The sequence below is a fragment of the Vibrio sp. 1874 genome (genome assembly GCF_033344395.1).
Classification (GTDB): domain Bacteria; phylum Pseudomonadota; class Gammaproteobacteria; order Enterobacterales; family Vibrionaceae; genus Vibrio; species Vibrio alginolyticus.
The window spans coordinates 83,427-99,694 of record NZ_JAWPOR010000014.1; the positions used below are offsets into that span (position 1 = coordinate 83,427).

The following is a 16,268-nucleotide window of genomic DNA, read 5'->3' on the forward strand; positions in this document are numbered from 1 at the left end:
ACTTGCCTTGGGTCTCTTCCTAAGACCATCTTAAGTCCCACTTTCATTTTAGAAAATTAGGATAATAAAAAAGGGCCTTGCGGCCCTTTTAGATGTTGTTCAGAAATTACTCTTCTGTCTCTTGGCCGCTGCGGTTCAAAAGGAATTGGACAAGCATTGAGACAGGACGGCCCGTTGAGCCTTTCGCTGCGCCTGATTTCCACGCGGTACCTGCGATATCGACGTGTGCCCAGTTGTACTTCTTCGCGAACTTAGATAAGAAGCAACCCGCAGTAATTGTGCCACCAGGGCGACCACCAATGTTTGCCATATCCGCAAACGGGCTTTTCAACTGTTCGTGGTACTCGTCTGCCATTGGTAGACGCCATGCACGGTCACTCGCTTGCTCAGAAGCGTTTACTAGCTCATGAGAAAGAGGGTTGTGGTTAGAGATTACGCCGCTGATATGGTGGCCTAGTGCGATAACACAAGCACCAGTTAGCGTTGCAACGTCAACCACGCAGTCTGGTTCGAAACGCTCTACGTAAGTCAGTGCGTCACAAAGAACAAGACGGCCTTCAGCATCCGTGTTCAGAACTTCTACAGTTTGACCAGACATGGTCGTTAGGATGTCACCTGGACGGTAAGCGTTGCTGCCAGGCATGTTTTCACAACCCGCTAGAACACCAATAACGTTGATTGGTAGGTTTAGCTTCGCCAGCGCTTTCATTGTACCGAATACCGATGCCGCACCACACATGTCGTACTTCATCTCATCCATACCTTCGCCCGGCTTTAGAGAGATACCGCCTGAGTCGAAGGTTAGACCTTTACCTACGAGCACAATCGGTTTTGCATCTGAGTCAGGGTTACCTTTGTACTCGATGATAGACATCATAGATTCGTTTTTAGAACCACGGCCTACTGCTAGGTAAGAGGTCATACCCAGTTTTTCCATCTCTTGCTCACCAATAATTTTGGTGGTTACGGTTTCGTAGTCGTCCGCTAGACGACGAGCTTGAGAAGCAAGGTAAGCTGGATTAGCTACGTTTGGCGGCATGTTGCCAAGGTCTTTTGAGGCTTTGACACCTGATGCGATAGCAAGACCATGAGTGATTGCTTTTTCACCCAAGTTCAATTCACGACGCGTTGGTACGTTGAAAACAAGCTTGCGCAGTGGGCGGCGAGTCTCAGGTTTCACGCTCTTGAATTGATTAAATGTGTATAGACCATCTTTAGTCGCTTCTACAGCCTGGCGCACTTTCCAGTATGTATCACGACCCTTAACATGCAGTTCAGTTAGGAAACATACCGCTTCCATTGAGCCTGTCTCGTTAAGTGTGCTGATCGTCTTTTGAATGATTTCCTTGTACTGGCGCTCGCCAAGTTCACGCTCTTTGCCGCAACCGACAAGTAAAACGCGCTCTGACAAAACACCTGGTACTTGATGCAGTAGCAGCATCTGACCAGGTTTACCCTCTAGATCACCACGGCGAAGTAGTGAACTGATGTAACCGTCACTGATTTTATCAAGTTGTTCGGCTACTGGAGAAAGGCGACGTGGTTCAAACACACCAACAACGATACATGCGCTACGTTGTTTCTCTGGACTGCCACTTTTTACACTGAACTCCATGCGTACTCCTACATCCTGAAGACAAATTGCTCTAAATGTTAGATAATGATCGCTTACTTGTTGAATTTTAGCTCCAGGCTTACATGCAGAGCTGATTAAGCGACTAACATCTAGTTTATAATTTTTAAAAAAATAAATGGTTCAACGGGAAACTATAGTGATTCGACCAAAAAAACAAGTTTTGTATAGGTAATTTCAGCGTGATTATTGTTAGATATTTGATCCGCGAAACACTCAAGAGCCAATTTGCGATTTTTTTCGTACTTTTTTTGGTGTTTGTAAGCCAGAAATTCATAAGTGTTCTTGCTGATGCTTCTGATGGGGATATTCCTGCTGGATTGATTTTCTCGATTGTTGGTTTGAACATGCCAGCAATGGGTCTGTTAATGCTGCCTTTAAGTCTGTATATCGGCATATTGATCACATTTGGTCGTCTGTATGCAGAGAGCGAAATTGTCGTAATGAACGCGACAGGTATTGGTAATAAATTCTTGGTTCAAGCGGCCTTATACCTAGCGTTGATTACTTCAGCGGTGGCGGCTTTCAATGCGTTGTGGCTATCGCCGTGGTCTCAAGACCGCGTTGAGCAGCTTTATGAGCAGGTAGCGTCAGAAAACAGCGTTGACCTACTTAAAAAAGGTCAGTTCCAAGGTACACCAGACGGTTCATCGGTTGTGTTCATCGATGACATTAAAGACAATACCTTGAGCAACGTTTTTGTTGCGCAGATGCGCCCTCGAGATTCAGTGTTACCGAGTGTGATGTTCTCATCTTCTGGTGAAGTAAAAGAGCTTTCGGACGGTCGTCAGATCATCACTATGAAAGAAGGTACGCGTTATGAAGGTGTGCCTACTCGCGTTGAATATATGATCACGAAATTCGATGAATACGAAGGTGTTATCGGCCAACGTGAGGTCAAAAAGAAAGGGCGAGACTGGGAAGCATACCCAACGGTTGACTTGATAGGTCACCCAGATCCAGAGGCGCAAGCGGAGCTACAATGGCGAATTTCGTTATTTGTGTGTATTCCACTCTTAACAATGCTCGTTATTCCTTTGTCTGCGGTGAATCCGCGTCAGGGACGGTTTGCCAAAATGGGGCCTGCGATTCTGATCTATCTAGCGTATTTCTTGGCGATCAGTGCAACCAAATCTGCATTAGAAGATGGTGACATCCCGGCTGCTATTGGTATGTGGCCAATCAATGCGATGTTGCTGATTGTTGCTATCATGGCGAATATGATGGACAGCGTTGCTGCTAGACGAATAAAAGACAAATTCCGCAAGAAGAGGCTCGCGTAAGCTGTGTTCAAAATCTTAGACCTTTACATCGGTAGAACCATCATCTCTACCACTGCCTTGGTTTTAGCGACGTTTGTTGGCTTATCGGGCATCATCAAATATGTAGAACAGCTACGTAAAGTAGGGCGAGGTGTGTACGACCTCACTCATGCGTTGTACTTTGTGTTACTCAGTGTGCCGCGTGATATCGAAATGTTCTTTCCAATGGCGGCATTACTCGGTGCCCTGATCGGCTTAGGTATGTTGGCTTCAAGCTCTGAGCTGGTGGTGATGCAAGCTGCTGGTTTCTCTAAGCTGGATATCGGGTTATCGGTACTAAAAACGGCCGTCCCACTCATGATTGTCGTTATGGCGTTAGGCCAATGGGGCGCTCCTGAGGCCCAGAAGATGGCCCGTGACTTACGTGCGTTTGCGATATCAGGTGGTAGCATTGTGTCTGTGCGCTCAGGTGTGTGGGCTCGTGACGCAAACGACTTTATCTTTATCGGTAAAGTCGAAGACGACAAGCTTTATGCTTTAAATATGTGGCGTTTTGATGATGATAAGAATCTACAAAAAGTTATTTTCGCCGAAGAAGTCGACTACCAACAAGATAACAACTGGCTGATGCGCTACGTACAAATTACGGACATGGAAAATGAAAACGTAATTTCAAAGCAAGACATCGAACAGATGGAGTGGCACACCTCTTTGGCACCAGATAAGCTAGCTGTGGTGACCGTGAAGCCAGAAGAATTGTCACTGAGCGGTTTGTATGATTATGTGACTTACCTGAAAGCATCGGAACAAGATGCATCTCGCTATGAGTTGGCGTTTTGGCGTAAGTTGACTCAGCCGCTTTCAATTGCTGTGATGATGTTAATGGCGCTATCTTTTGTTTTCGGTCCACTCAGAAGCGTGACCATGGGGGCAAGGGTATTGTCGGGCGTGGTTGCCGGGTTTACTTTTTACATATCCAGTGAGTTCTTTGGTCCATTAAGCTTGGTGTATGGCATATCCCCAGTGTTTGGTGCTTTGGCCCCGAGTTTGGTGTTCTTAGCTATTGCGATTGCACTGCTACGAAGAAAGCTATAACTGAAGCATCATCGAATAAACCAAGTTTTACCGAACCAAATGTAAAAGGAAGGCATTACGCCTTCCTTTTTTGTGTTCCTAGACAAGTTAATTTGCCTTAGGTAATACAACAACCTCTGTTTTGGCCCAAATGTCGTGGAAACCACGTTTCTTCGGATCAATCGGTACAGTCAAATTTGCCAAGCCAAAGCCAGATGTCGAAATACGAATCAGAGCTTGAGTTACCGTAATTGGTGCTCCGTCTTTGGCATTGCGAACTCGAAGCTTCCAAGCGCGCATCCCAAGAGTTTGTCCTGCTCGCGTCCAGAAGAACACAAAGAAATATATCCACACACCCGCAAGGTAAAGTGTAAATAGAGGGCTCAATACAGGGTGCTTTCCGAGCATATCTGCGGCATCAGCGTACTCGCCATAGCTCAACAATCCTGCTGCATTTAGTGCAAACACAACGGCCATAACAATACCTGCGGCCATCATTTCAATTGCGATAATAATCAATGTGTCGTAAATCAACGCTGCAAGTCGACGAAACAGACCAGCAGGTGGAAGAGTTGTAGACGTTGTCATTATTCCATCACTTACCTTAAAAATTGTGCGTCAGAATATAGATTCCCTCACCAAGAGAAAAGAGACCTAACGCACAGAGTCTTTAATTGTGTATAAACTAAGTGACTTTTCTGCCCTACGTTATCAGCACATGTCATGATACACGAGGCCGTGCAGCAATATGTTTCAACTGAATTCGATTCTCTTAACCATTGGCTCTTTGGTCTGTGACCAGATTAGATAGCTGAGAGAGTTGGTGTTTCTCATCTTCGGTATAATGTTGGCTTAATGAAAGCTCTAAAGCTTTTTCTGACAGCTTGATTGCTGGTGACAAAAATAACTTAGGGTGCATACTAGAGAGAGCTAGCAAGGCCTTTTGTAGGCGAATCTGTATTTGGAGTTGCGCTGCACCATCGTGTGCTATCGGCAAAAAGACATCATCAAACAAATCCTGGCAGCTCAATGCGGGCACAAATAGTCTAGGATATCGAGTTTTGGTAGGAGGCTCACTGAGTAGGTCTCCCCATAATGAAAGTGCTCGTACAGAACGCCCAAGAACGTCAATTGCGGTGCCATTATCATTTACAGCCGGAGATAGTGCTCGTGAGGCGATTTCCGCCATAACGACTAAACCAAAGCGAGGGTCCTGATCATATGAACGCTCCGTTCGAATCGTGAAGGCTGCCGTTACTTCGCTTTCGTCTGGCAATTCTCCACAAACCCAAGCCAATGGTTGACCTACGTACACAAAACTTCCCGGTTGTCGCTCAAGGTAGATGGTGCATTGGTTTGCTTCAGCAATACTATCGAGATGATGCATATCAACATGCTGTAAGTAGCCAATTTCTTGGCTCAAAATAGGTTTACTTCCTCTGGGTTTATGTTCTGGGTGGCTCCACGGGTGAGCACCTAGCCAACGCTCTTTGCCCCGTTTTCTTATCGCATCTAACAAGGCTTGCTCCACGTATGAAGTGGTTTCACTGACCCTTCCTAGTACGGAAAGGTGCTGAATCCAACGTAGCAGAGTGAGTATGATCATCACGATTACGGCGATAGTCACGATGAACAGATAAATTTGTGCTTGTTGATGATAGGCCCCAATACCTAGCGCGATAATTCCTACCAAACTAAATAGAAAAGAGCCAAGAAAGGTTGCTAAGGCATTTTGTGTTGTGCTGTCTTCCATCAACAGTTTTGTCGCTCGCGGCGTTACCCCTGCACTAGCGGCACTGTACGCTGAGACCATAATATTGAGAGAGAATGTAGTCACTGCAAGCATGGAGGTTGCGAGGATATTTAATATGTTGTTCAACAAATCCTTGCTGACGTTGATGGCAGGGGGCAGAGTAATGAACTGGTTTAAAACAATCGACATTAAGGCGGTAGCAACAGCTAGTAATGCGTAGAGTGACGTCCGGACCCACAGTTTTCGTGTCATCTGTTTCAGTAACCACTGCCATTTTGACCCAGTCATTCTTTGCTCCTATTCAGTTCTCACTAGAAAGTCGATAGAAAATTCAGAAAGTTATTCTTGCTTAAGCATAGGTTAAATGCCCGTCGTTCTGCTTGATATTTCATGCATCACGAAAGTAAGAAAGCTGCTTGCTTCAAAGAATGGTGCTCTTGAGGTGTGAATTACCACGATTCTGTTACCTTAATTGATAGATGAATTAAAAGTATGTGATTGAAAAGAGGTAGCGCATGATTGTAATTACAGGTGCAAGTAGCGGCTTAGGGGCGGAACTAGCAAAGCGTTATGATGCGGAAGGCAAAGAGACGTATGTAATAGGAAGAAATACAGAAAAACTATCCGCACTAGCAAAACAACTCTCTCATAACGTCGGCTATCAAGCTTGCAACCTCTCATTACATCAAGGTGTGAAACAGCTCTTTGATGGGATGAAACAGCCGCCTGAAATGGTCATTCATAGTGCAGGAAGTGGTTATTTTGGCTTACTGGAAGAGCAGGAGCCGGAAGAGATTCAAAAGTTGATTGATAACAACCTGAATTCTGCGATTCATGTGTTAAGAGAGTTAGTAAAGCGTTACAAAGATCATCCAATAAAAGTGGTCATGATCATGTCCACTGCCGCGCAACAACCTAAAGCGCAAGAGTCTACGTATTGTGCAGTGAAATGGGCCGTCAAAGGATTAATTGAGTCGGTTCGTTTGGAGCTAAAAGGAAAACCTATGAAAATTATCGCGGTTTATCCTGGTGGAATGGATACGGAATTCTGGAAAACAAGCGGCAATACGATGGACACGAGTCACTTCATGCAAGCAGAAGATGCCGCAGAGATGCTCCATAATGCGTTGTCGAGCATTGGGAATGGTTATGTTTCTGATATTACAGTGAATAGAATTTAAAAAGAGTTTCGTATACTCACTTTCATCTGGAAGAGTAGTAGAAAATGGAGCGTACGTTTCTTATGAGTACAGCTTTGTCACACTTTGTGGCGAAATTATCAGCAAACGATAGTTATTTAAGGTATTTCTGCTTGCGCAGGTCAAAAGCTTACGTATAATGCCAACCATCAAAGGGCAATAGCCCAAAGATGCCGGTGTGGTGAAATTGGTATACACGACGGATTCAAAATCCGTTGCCTTCGGGCGTGGCGGTTCAAGTCCGCCCACCGGTACCATATTAGAAAGGTCGCTTTTATAGCGGCCTTTCGTCGTTTTAGGTGTTCGTAAATATCAAAAGAAAGTTAGCGTTGCCTTCGCGGTGGCGGCAGGAATGCCAGTCCAATCAACTCCGCCCACCGGTACCATATTTTAAGACAGAGCCTCGATGAAAGTCGGGGCTTTGCTGTATCTGGATCTTCAAAACAAAAAAAGCGCGAGGGGTATGCCTCGCGCAAACTACTACATGGTGATAGTAGGAACAGCCTATAGAGCTGTGAACAAGGTATTTTGAGTGTTCGGAGTCCAGTCTGCTTGGGACACGTGCGGTACATCAACTAGATAACGCAAACCTTGATAAGTCACCACATCACCTTGTTTATAGGAAACATTCTGAGTCCAGTTAGTGGCTGGGTCTGCATTTGTCCAAAGGCTAGAGGTTGGAGACGGTGCCCAATCTTGTTGCGCAGTATGGTTTGTTACAGCCTGGTATACAGTACCTAGGTGTAAGACGTAATCGCCAGCGTCGTAGTTATGACCAACTTGCCAGTTCGGTGTGTAGTTATCCATTGTGTCGAAGTCATAACCCGCTTGTTTTGCTAACTGTATAAACTTAGCGAGCTTAGGTAGGTTTTGCGTTGCACCCATGCCACGCTTACCATCTTCAAATAGGAACTCGTGAGTTAATACGATAACTTTATCGGCGTGTAAAGGTGTACCACATGGGAACTCTTGAGCTTTGGAGTTGATCGGGTTAATCGTTGTTGGTGCACAAGTGTTTAACGCGGAATCCACATATCCAAGAAATGCTTCTGCTTCTGTAAGGCTGTTTGCTGGCATTTCAATGCCCCAATTTTCGGGTGCCCAGTCCACATCCCAACCGTGAGTTTGATAGCCGTTATTCGCTAGGATATCTTGAACCTCGATAGCTGCTTTTACACTGTTGGATGGGTTGGATGTATCGCATACATATCCTGGTTCCCAAGGTTTCAGGTCATCAGACGTGGCACATAACCCATCTGCTTTGAAGTCTTTCGTCACGCGCCAACCGTTGGTGTAGGGCAGTCTAGCAAACTCTGTTGCCTTGTAGTTCGGGTAGCTTGTAATGTTCGGCAAATACTTTGCTAACACAGATAAGTTTTCCGTAAACATTGAGGCATCGTAAACAGGGTCTTGATACGAGTTAAGCTGGTGGTCCCCGGTCGCATTACACTCCGCAGCACTGTTCGGTCCAAACTCATCCACGCAGTTGTGCACCATGTGATCGTAACTGTGGTTCGCAACAATATGACCAGTGTCTAATGCGAGCTTTAAGGCTTCTAGGGAACGGTCTTCATTCTCATCACCAATTCCATCTAAATGCCAAGCATTAAAGTAAAACGTCGCTTTGATATCTTCCTGGTTAAGTACTTGAATAACGTCAATAGATGCATTGATTGGTCCATCATCAAACGTTAGATAAATTGTGCCTTTAGAGTCGGTTTGAGCAAATGAGTGTTGTGATAGTGCGGCACTTACAAGCGTTGCAATAGCCAATTTATTAAATTTCATTCTCTATTCCTTTTAAGAAATTAATAACGACGTTGTCAGTAGTAAAATATTGATAATTTGAAACTTAATGTGATGTCTTAAATTATTTTATGACTTTTATCCTAGACCTAAATAATTACAAAAAAATAGGTGGTATTTTCTAAATTGGGATTGTGTTCACGAATAATGCAACCGGTTGCTCTTTTTTGTCTTGGTTATTTTTGCTACAGTTTTTGCAGGTTGAAATTTACACAACGGGAGTAAGGCTATGAAAAAGATCCTTTTATGCTGTAGCGCAGGGATGTCAACCAGTATGCTTGTTAGGAAAATGGAGCAAGCTGCTGAAAATAAAGGAATTGAATGCAAAATTGATGCGATGTCAGTGAATGCATTTGAAGATGCAATTAAAGAGTACGATGTTTGTCTTCTCGGGCCTCAAGTACGTTTTCAGCTAGAAGAGCTAAGAAAAACGGCGCAAGAGCATGGTAAAAACATTGACGCGATTTCTCCTCAGCATTATGGAATGATGAAGGGAGAGGAAGTACTAGAGCAAGCATTAGAATTAATTAACTAAACCATAGTTTTAAATTAAAAAAGATAACTGTACATCAAATATAAATATTTGATGCGGGATTCTTTTGCCTAAAATAAGGATGGATTCTATGAAGCTTTATGACGCAATTATAGGCGCAGTCGAAAAGCATATAGCCCCTATAGCAGCTAAAGTGGGGAATCAGCCCCATGTTCGCGCAATGAGAGACGGTTTTATTGTCGCAATGCCGTTTATTATTGTTGGTAGTTTCATTTTGATTTTTGCATTCCCCCCATTTGCCGAAGATACAACCTTTACTTTTGGTCGAATTTGGCTCGATTTCGCCACTACACATTTTGATACCATAATGATGCCCTACAACATGTCGATGGGGATCATGACCATTTTTGTTTCGCTGGGCGTTGCTTATAGTTTAGCGAAGGCTTACAAGATGGATGGGATCACGAGTGCTGTATTGTCACTAATGTCTTTTTTACTCATTGCGGCCCCAGCTAAAGATGGCGCGTTGTCTATGTCTCACATGGGCGGAACCGGGATCTTCACCGCAGTGATGTGTGCATTTTTCTCGGTGGAGCTCTACCGTTTTATGAAAAAGCACAATATTACGATTCGCATGCCAGAGCAGGTGCCACCGGCGATTGCGCGATCATTTGAAGTATTGCTACCAGTCTTAGCGATATTCATTACCTTATATCCACTTAGCCTTTTCGTACAAACCCAGTACGACATGCTGATTCCAGATGCTGTTATGGCTATCTTTAAACCGCTAATTAGTGCGTCTAACTCATTGCCTGCCATTATTGGCGCTTTATTGCTTTGCCAGCTGCTTTGGTTTGCGGGTATTCATGGTGCTGCAATTGTTGTTGGACTGCTTTCTCCAATCTTTTTGACCAACATTGGTGCCAACATTGAAGCCTTTGTTGCAGGTGAACCGATTCCAAACGTATTTACTCAACCGTTCTGGGATTTTTACATCTTTATTGGCGGCTCTGGTGCAACACTTGCTCTTGTTATGCTGATGTCGTTTAGCCGTTCTGTTCACCTTAAGAGCATTGGTCGAATGAGTGCGGTGCCTGGCTTTTTCCAAATCAACGAACCAGTGATCTTCGGTAGCCCAGTTGTGATGAACCCGACCTTGTTTATCCCGTTCGTCTTCGCTCCAGTCATCAACGCTACGATTGCGTATTTTGCTGTGCATGTCGGCTTTGTGGGTATGGGTGTCGCTACAACACCTTGGACAACACCGGCACTGATAGGTGCTTCGTGGGGTAGCGGTTGGACCTTTGCGCCAGTATTGCTCGTCATTGGTTTATTGATTCTTGATCTAATCATCTACTTCCCATTCTTCAAAATGTTTGAGAAGCAAATGTTGGAGCAAGAACTACCAACGACGAAGGAAACTAAAGGTGACACGCAGCCGTCAGGCGAAGGCGTTACTGCTTAACTGTGCTTAATGGGCCGCAATTACCGCGGCCCGATTTTCGGAGAGAAAATGATGGAACAAGAATTGGTTGTGATGGAGATCATTTGCAATGCTGGTGAAGCCAGAAGTTTAAGCTACGAGGCATTGCGTTTATCTCGAGAACAAGATTTTGAAGCGGCTGACGAGAAGCTCTCTCAAGCAAGAGAGTGCATTAATAAAGCCCACTTAATACAGACTCAGCTTATTGAAGAAGATCAGGGAGAAGGGAAAGTCCCGATGACGTTAGTGATGGTGCATGCTCAAGATCACCTGATGACTACGATTTTGGCTCAAGAGATGGCTGTAGAAATCGTCGCACTGAACAAAAAAATCTCGAACAAGTAAAGGGGGATGAAAATGTCTAGAGAGGCGATCAAACTTGCCATTATTGGCGGTGGTAGTAGCTATACCCCGGAATTGGTTGAAGGGGTTATTAAGCGCTTAGAATATTTACCCGTTAAGAAAATCCATTTTGTGGACATTGATTCAGGAGCTGAGAAGCTTGAGATCATCAAAGGATTGGCTCAGCGAATGGTCGATAAAGCCGGAGCAAAAATTGAGATAAAAGCCGGTTTCGATCGCCGTGCTGCGATAAAAGATGCGGATTTTGTGATGACGCAGTTTCGTGTTGGTGGCCTTGCTGCACGCGCTAACGATGAGCGAATCCCAATCAAGTACGACGTCATCGGCCAAGAAACAACGGGCCCTGGTGGTTTTGCTAAAGCACTGCGAACCATTCCGGTCATTCTTGATATCTGTAAAGACATTGAAGAGTTGGCTCCAAACGCATGGATGCTCAATTTCACCAACCCAGCGGGTTTAGTTTCCGAAGCGGTCAGTAAGTACACCAAAGTAAAGAGTATTGGTTTGTGCAATGTGCCCGTTTCAATGGAAATGATGATTGCAGAAATGATGGAGTGCGAGCCAAAAGAGCTACAACTTGAGTTTGCTGGGTTAAACCATCTCGTGTGGGTACACAAAGCATGGCTCAATGGGGAAGATATTACTCAAACGGTATTAGAGAAAGTCGGTGATGGTGCCAACTTCAGTATGAAGAATATCTGGGAAGAGCCGTGGGATCCTGCATTTCTAAAAGCACTGGGGGCGATACCATGTCCTTATCATCGCTACTTCTACCAAACTGATGCCATGCTTGCTGAAGAGAAACAAAGTGCCGATGAAAAAGGCACTCGTGCTGAGCAGGTAATGGAAACAGAAAATGCGCTATTTAAGCTCTATCAAGATCCTACCCTCGATCATAAGCCGAAAGAGTTAGAGGAGCGGGGTGGTGCTTATTATTCTGATGCATCACTGAACCTAGTTGATTCAATTTATAACAATCGTAATAGTATTCATGTTGTTAACGTTTTAAATAATGGAGCGATCAACGGCCTACCTGACGATGCTGTGATTGAATGTAGTGCGGTGATTGGTAGCTGGGGGGCGAAACCTCTTGCGGTTGGCGAGTTGTCAAACAATATCAAAGGATTACTCTATCAAGTTAAAGCGTATGAGCAGCTAACAATAGAAGCTGCTGTCGAAGGTAATTATGACAAGGCGCTTATGGCATTAACCAATAACCCATTGGTGCCTGACATTGGCCGCGCCAAGTCAATCCTGGATGATATCCTAGCGGTGAACGCTCCGTATTTACCTCAATTTAAACTAACGACGTTGTAGTACTAAGGAAGGACGCCAATGAAAGTCATTTTTAATGCTGATGATTTTGGTTTAACGAGAGGTGTAAATAGCGGCATCGTTAAAGCTCACCAGCAAGGTGTGGTTCATTCAACCACCATGATGGTGGGTATGGATGCTGAGCAACATGCCTTAGAACTAGCTCGCCATAATCCAGACTTGAAAATTGGCGTTCATCTTAGGTTTACAGCAGGTGTGCCTATAACGAAGCATCCTAACTTGACCAACGGCCGAGCGCACTTTATTAACTATGACGAACTTTGGAGTAAGCAGGACTTCGAAACTCAGGTCGTTTATGATGAAGCAAAAGCTCAGGTGGAACATTTTTTATCGCTTGGGTTAGAGCTAAGCCACTTAGATAGCCATCATCACGCGCATACTCACCCTCAAATTTTGCCCGTTATTAAAGAAGTAGCGAATGAATACCGAGTGCCACTGCGGGGCACTGGCTTGTGTCAAGAATCGATGACAATCAGGTATATCTTTACTGATGAGTTTTATGATCAAAAAGTGAGCTTGGATGGCTTAATGGCACATCTATTGAGCTTAAAAGCTGACTATGACTTGGTTGAGGTGATGTGCCACCCGGCAGAGGCCGATCAGGCGCTTATCTTAAAGAGTGGCTATGCGCTTCAGCGAGAGCTAGAGTTACAAGTTCTTACCTCTCCCATTTTAAAAGAACAGTTAGCTCATCATGGTATAACTGTCACGGATTACTCTGAGCTTGTTTCTACCAATCAAATGGTCGGTGTATGATTAAAGGCTGCCAGCTTCGCCCCCTATAGCACCTTACGAATTGCTGGCAGCCGTTCTACACAAACGAATATTTAATAACAATTGCAGTTGGACCCAATAGCATTATGGCAAGGATTAAAGATGTAGCCGAACTCGCCGGTGTAAATCGCTCTACCGTTTCTCGAATTATTAATGGAGAGGGGAAATTTCGCGAGGAAACTCGAAAAAAAGTAGAGCAAGCTATGGCGCAATTGAATTATCGTCCCAGTGCAATTGCTCGTTCACTCGCAACCTCATCCAGTAATATGGTTGGGTTATTGGTGACTTACTATACGGGGGGCTTCTTTGGCGAGATGATGGAGCAGGTTCAGACCGAGCTGGATATTCATAAGAAGTTTTTGATTACAGCTCAAGGCCATCATTCTGCACAAGGTGAAAAAGAGGCAATTCAGCGTTTTAATGATTTACGTTGTGACGGCTATGTACTTCATAGTCGTTATTTGTCAGATGATGACTTACGTGAACTAGCTAAACAGCCTACACCTTTCGTTCTCCTGGATCGCTACGTGGAAGGAATAGAAGAGCGTTGTGTTACCTTTAACCATCATCATGCAAGCCGTATTGCCGTTGAGCACCTTTTAGCTGGTGGTCATCGAAAGATTGCTTGTATTGCCGGTCCATCCCAACGTCATAACAGTGTATTGAGAAAGCTTGGGTATATTGATGCAATGAAGGATGCTGGTATAGATATTGATGAAAGCTGGTGTGAAGAAGGGAATTATGGTCGGCAAAGTGGTTATGATGCAATGGCTGCAATTTTACAACGACACCCTGATGTGACGGCTGTCTTTTCGTGCAGTGAAGAAATGACGGTTGGCGCAATGCAGTACTTACACGAGCACAGTATTTCTGTACCAGAGCAAATCTCATTAACTAGCTTTGACAGTGTTGATCTTTGTGAAAGTCTTTACCCTACAGTATCAGCAGTGCACTTTCCTATCAGTGACATGGCCCGTGTAGCGGTACAAACGTTAATGGGGCTAGTCAAAGATCAAGAAGTAATAGACAAGCCAGTGTTCGAGGCCAAGCTTAAAATACGCAAAGCAGATCGCTCCTTAAAGTAGCTTACTTCTATCTAATTAAGTGAGTCGCTTAGAAATAACGGTTTGATGTTTTGATAGTTACTGATGAATTTATTCACAAAATTTACTAGTATTCTAACTCTCTTAAGAAATATAAATCAGTAGTGAATAAGTGGCAGCCATTAAACTAACGGTCGATCGTATTCAACCCGGATTACATATCCGTCTTCCGCTAAAGTGGAACGATCACCCCTTTCTACTCAATAGCTTTAAGATTAAAGACCAAGAGCAAGTCGAGATGATCCGCCACCTCGGCGTAAAGTTCGTTTACTTTAATCCAGAGCAAAGCGATGCCGTTCCACTCCCTGTTGATCAAAGACAAGCTGACAGAGTAACAAATGAAGCGTCGTTAGATCATGAAACTCAAAAAATGTGGCAAGAAAAACAGAACCGCATAGAAAAGTTAAGTGCATACCGTCGACGCGTGATTCAGTGTGAAAAAGAGTTTGAGCGCTCTCTGGCACGTATGCGTTCAGTCATGACTAAAATCCGTAACCGTCCGACAGCAGCAGTTGATGAAGCAAAGCTTCTTATTGAAGATATCGTCGAGAAGTTAATGTGCGATGATAATGTTACGTTACACCTGATGAACGGAAAAAATGAGTTTGAAGATATTTATTTCCACTCATTGAACGTGGCTGTTATCTCGATGATGATTGGCCGTGCTAAAGGGTACTCAGCAGCACAGTTGAAAGAGCTTTCCTTCTCCGCACTATTCCATGATATCGGGAAAATAAAAATCCCGACTGCAATATTAAGAAAGCAACTACCTCTAACAGAGCCAGAAACCAACTACTTAAAGTTGCACACTAAATATGGCGTCGATCTTGCGAGTCAAATCGAGGCTTTTCCCGAAGTCGCGAGAATTGTGATTGCGCAGCACCATGAGCTAAGAGATGGGTCTGGTTATCCTAAAGGCCTGAAAGGAGATGAGATCAACGAGTTTGCTCAAATTATTGCTGTAGCCAATGCGTTTGATAACTTGTGTCATACACCGATAGTCTCAGATCAAAAGATTCCTTATACCGCACTCTCTCATTTATATAAGAACTGTAAACACCTATATAAAGAAGAGAACCTGAACATCCTAATTAAGTTTATGGGCGTGTTTCCTCCGGGTACCGTAGTTCAGCTTTCTAATAATATGGTCGGCCTGGTTATCTCAGTGAATGCATCGCATCTATTATTCCCGAATGTCTTGGTTTACGATCCATCAGTACCAAGGACGCAAGCGCCAATCATTGATCTTGCCTCAAAAGATATAAAGATAGTTAACGCGATTCATCCGTCAAAATTACCGGATAAAGTAAAAGAGTATCTAAATCCGCGTTCGCGTATTTCTTATTTCTTTGATAGTGATGAGTAGTTATCCACAGCTTTTTGTGGGTAAATTGTATAAATCCTGAGTGTTATTTCTGGGTAATTTTAGGGTTGGATGGAAAGTATCCATTTGGCATGTTTTTTTAGAAAAAATGCACTTTTAGTATTGCCAAAGAAAATCTTCTCCCTATAATGCGCATCCATCGACACGGCAGACGCCACAAGGCTTTAGCAGGGTCGAAGAGGTAAAAAGCTTCTACAAAAAATTAGTTTAAAAAAGTGTTTGACACTAACAACTAAATCGCTAGAATGCACCTCCGCTTTGAGAGAAAAACTTCTCGCAAAGCAAGCTCTTTAACAATATAGACCTATCAATCTGTGTGGGCACTCGTTGATGATAATCCAATTAGATACCTCGGTATCAAATTAGGTTTCAATGAAACGAAGTGACCATTCGAATTGGGAAGCAGCCTTGAGCTGTTTTGTTTTACTTTTTCAAAAGTAAAAACCAATAAGAGCACAGTCAATTCAAACATTACTTCTGCTATTTATTAGCGAAAGGAATGTTCAGTATTCATTGAGCCGACAAAATCTTAAATTGAAGAGTTTGATCATGGCTCAGATTGAACGCTGGCGGCAGGCCTAACACATGCAAGTCGAGCGGAAACGA

Annotated in this window: 14 protein-coding genes, 1 tRNA gene and 1 rRNA gene; 12 read left to right on the forward strand and 4 right to left on the reverse strand. The window is 43.9% G+C overall.

Features of this window, described 5'->3' with window-relative positions:
• Positions 1–106: 106 nt before the first annotated feature.
• A complete protein-coding gene (gene pepA, locus R8N46_RS19875) occupies positions 107–1,615 on the reverse strand; it encodes a leucyl aminopeptidase (protein WP_005381073.1) in 1,509 nt (502 codons plus the stop codon).
• A 200-nt stretch (positions 1,616–1,815) separates the two neighbouring features.
• Here pepA and lptF point away from each other — a divergent pair, with 200 nt between their 5' ends.
• Complete coding sequence (gene lptF, locus R8N46_RS19880; protein ID WP_005381072.1) at positions 1,816–2,916, forward strand: LPS export ABC transporter permease LptF; 1,101 nt, start codon at positions 1,816–1,818, stop codon at positions 2,914–2,916.
• 3 nt (positions 2,917–2,919) lie between these two features.
• Positions 2,920–3,990 carry an LPS export ABC transporter permease LptG gene (lptG, locus tag R8N46_RS19885; protein WP_005381071.1) on the forward strand — a complete coding sequence of 357 codons (1,071 nt, stop codon included), beginning with the start codon at positions 2,920–2,922 and terminating at the stop codon, positions 3,988–3,990.
• Between the two features lie 87 nt (positions 3,991–4,077).
• Here lptG and R8N46_RS19890 read toward each other — a convergent pair whose 3' ends face one another.
• A complete protein-coding gene (locus R8N46_RS19890; RefSeq protein ID WP_005381070.1) occupies positions 4,078–4,557 on the reverse strand; it encodes an RDD family protein in 480 nt (159 codons plus the stop codon).
• A 184-nt stretch (positions 4,558–4,741) separates the two neighbouring features.
• Positions 4,742–6,010, reverse strand: a complete 1,269-nt coding sequence (locus tag R8N46_RS19895; protein WP_017636178.1) for a DUF2254 domain-containing protein — start codon at positions 6,008–6,010, stop codon at positions 4,742–4,744.
• A 227-nt stretch (positions 6,011–6,237) separates the two neighbouring features.
• Here R8N46_RS19895 and R8N46_RS19900 point away from each other — a divergent pair, with 227 nt between their 5' ends.
• A complete protein-coding gene (locus R8N46_RS19900) occupies positions 6,238–6,903 on the forward strand; it encodes an SDR family NAD(P)-dependent oxidoreductase (RefSeq protein WP_033906213.1) in 666 nt (221 codons plus the stop codon).
• Positions 6,904–7,093: 190 nt separating this feature from the next.
• Positions 7,094–7,178 (forward strand) — tRNA-Leu (locus R8N46_RS19905).
• A 247-nt stretch (positions 7,179–7,425) separates the two neighbouring features.
• Here the strand turns inward: R8N46_RS19905 and R8N46_RS19910 are convergent.
• Positions 7,426–8,709: a carbohydrate-binding protein gene (locus R8N46_RS19910; protein WP_115386302.1), complete on the reverse strand. Its 1,284-nt coding sequence runs from the start codon at positions 8,707–8,709 to the stop codon at positions 7,426–7,428.
• A gap of 247 nt (positions 8,710–8,956) precedes the next feature.
• On the opposite strand from R8N46_RS19910, the gene R8N46_RS19915 reads away from it, so the two are divergent.
• From R8N46_RS19915 to R8N46_RS19950, 8 genes are all read left to right on the forward strand, one after another.
• The gene (locus R8N46_RS19915; protein ID WP_115386301.1) at positions 8,957–9,262 is read left to right on the forward strand and encodes a PTS sugar transporter subunit IIB; all 306 of its coding nucleotides are present in this window, start codon (positions 8,957–8,959) and stop codon (positions 9,260–9,262) included.
• A gap of 88 nt (positions 9,263–9,350) precedes the next feature.
• Positions 9,351–10,685: a PTS sugar transporter subunit IIC gene (locus tag R8N46_RS19920; protein WP_005381064.1), complete on the forward strand. Its 1,335-nt coding sequence runs from the start codon at positions 9,351–9,353 to the stop codon at positions 10,683–10,685.
• Positions 10,686–10,736: 51 nt separating this feature from the next.
• A complete protein-coding gene (locus R8N46_RS19925) occupies positions 10,737–11,048 on the forward strand; it encodes a PTS lactose/cellobiose transporter subunit IIA (RefSeq protein WP_031777269.1) in 312 nt (103 codons plus the stop codon).
• A 12-nt stretch (positions 11,049–11,060) separates the two neighbouring features.
• Complete coding sequence (locus R8N46_RS19930) at positions 11,061–12,383, forward strand: 6-phospho-beta-glucosidase (protein ID WP_115386300.1); 1,323 nt, start codon at positions 11,061–11,063, stop codon at positions 12,381–12,383.
• A gap of 18 nt (positions 12,384–12,401) precedes the next feature.
• On the forward strand, positions 12,402–13,157 hold the full coding sequence (gene chbG / locus R8N46_RS19935; protein ID WP_005385547.1) for a chitin disaccharide deacetylase: 756 nt from the start codon (positions 12,402–12,404) through the stop codon (positions 13,155–13,157).
• 104 nt (positions 13,158–13,261) lie between these two features.
• Complete coding sequence (locus R8N46_RS19940; protein WP_005381031.1) at positions 13,262–14,260, forward strand: LacI family DNA-binding transcriptional regulator; 999 nt, start codon at positions 13,262–13,264, stop codon at positions 14,258–14,260.
• 130 nt (positions 14,261–14,390) lie between these two features.
• Positions 14,391–15,644, forward strand: coding sequence for an HD-GYP domain-containing protein (locus R8N46_RS19945; protein WP_005381029.1), 1,254 nt, complete (start codon positions 14,391–14,393; stop codon positions 15,642–15,644).
• 549 nt (positions 15,645–16,193) lie between these two features.
• Positions 16,194–16,268 (forward strand): 16S ribosomal RNA (locus R8N46_RS19950); the annotation flags it as partial.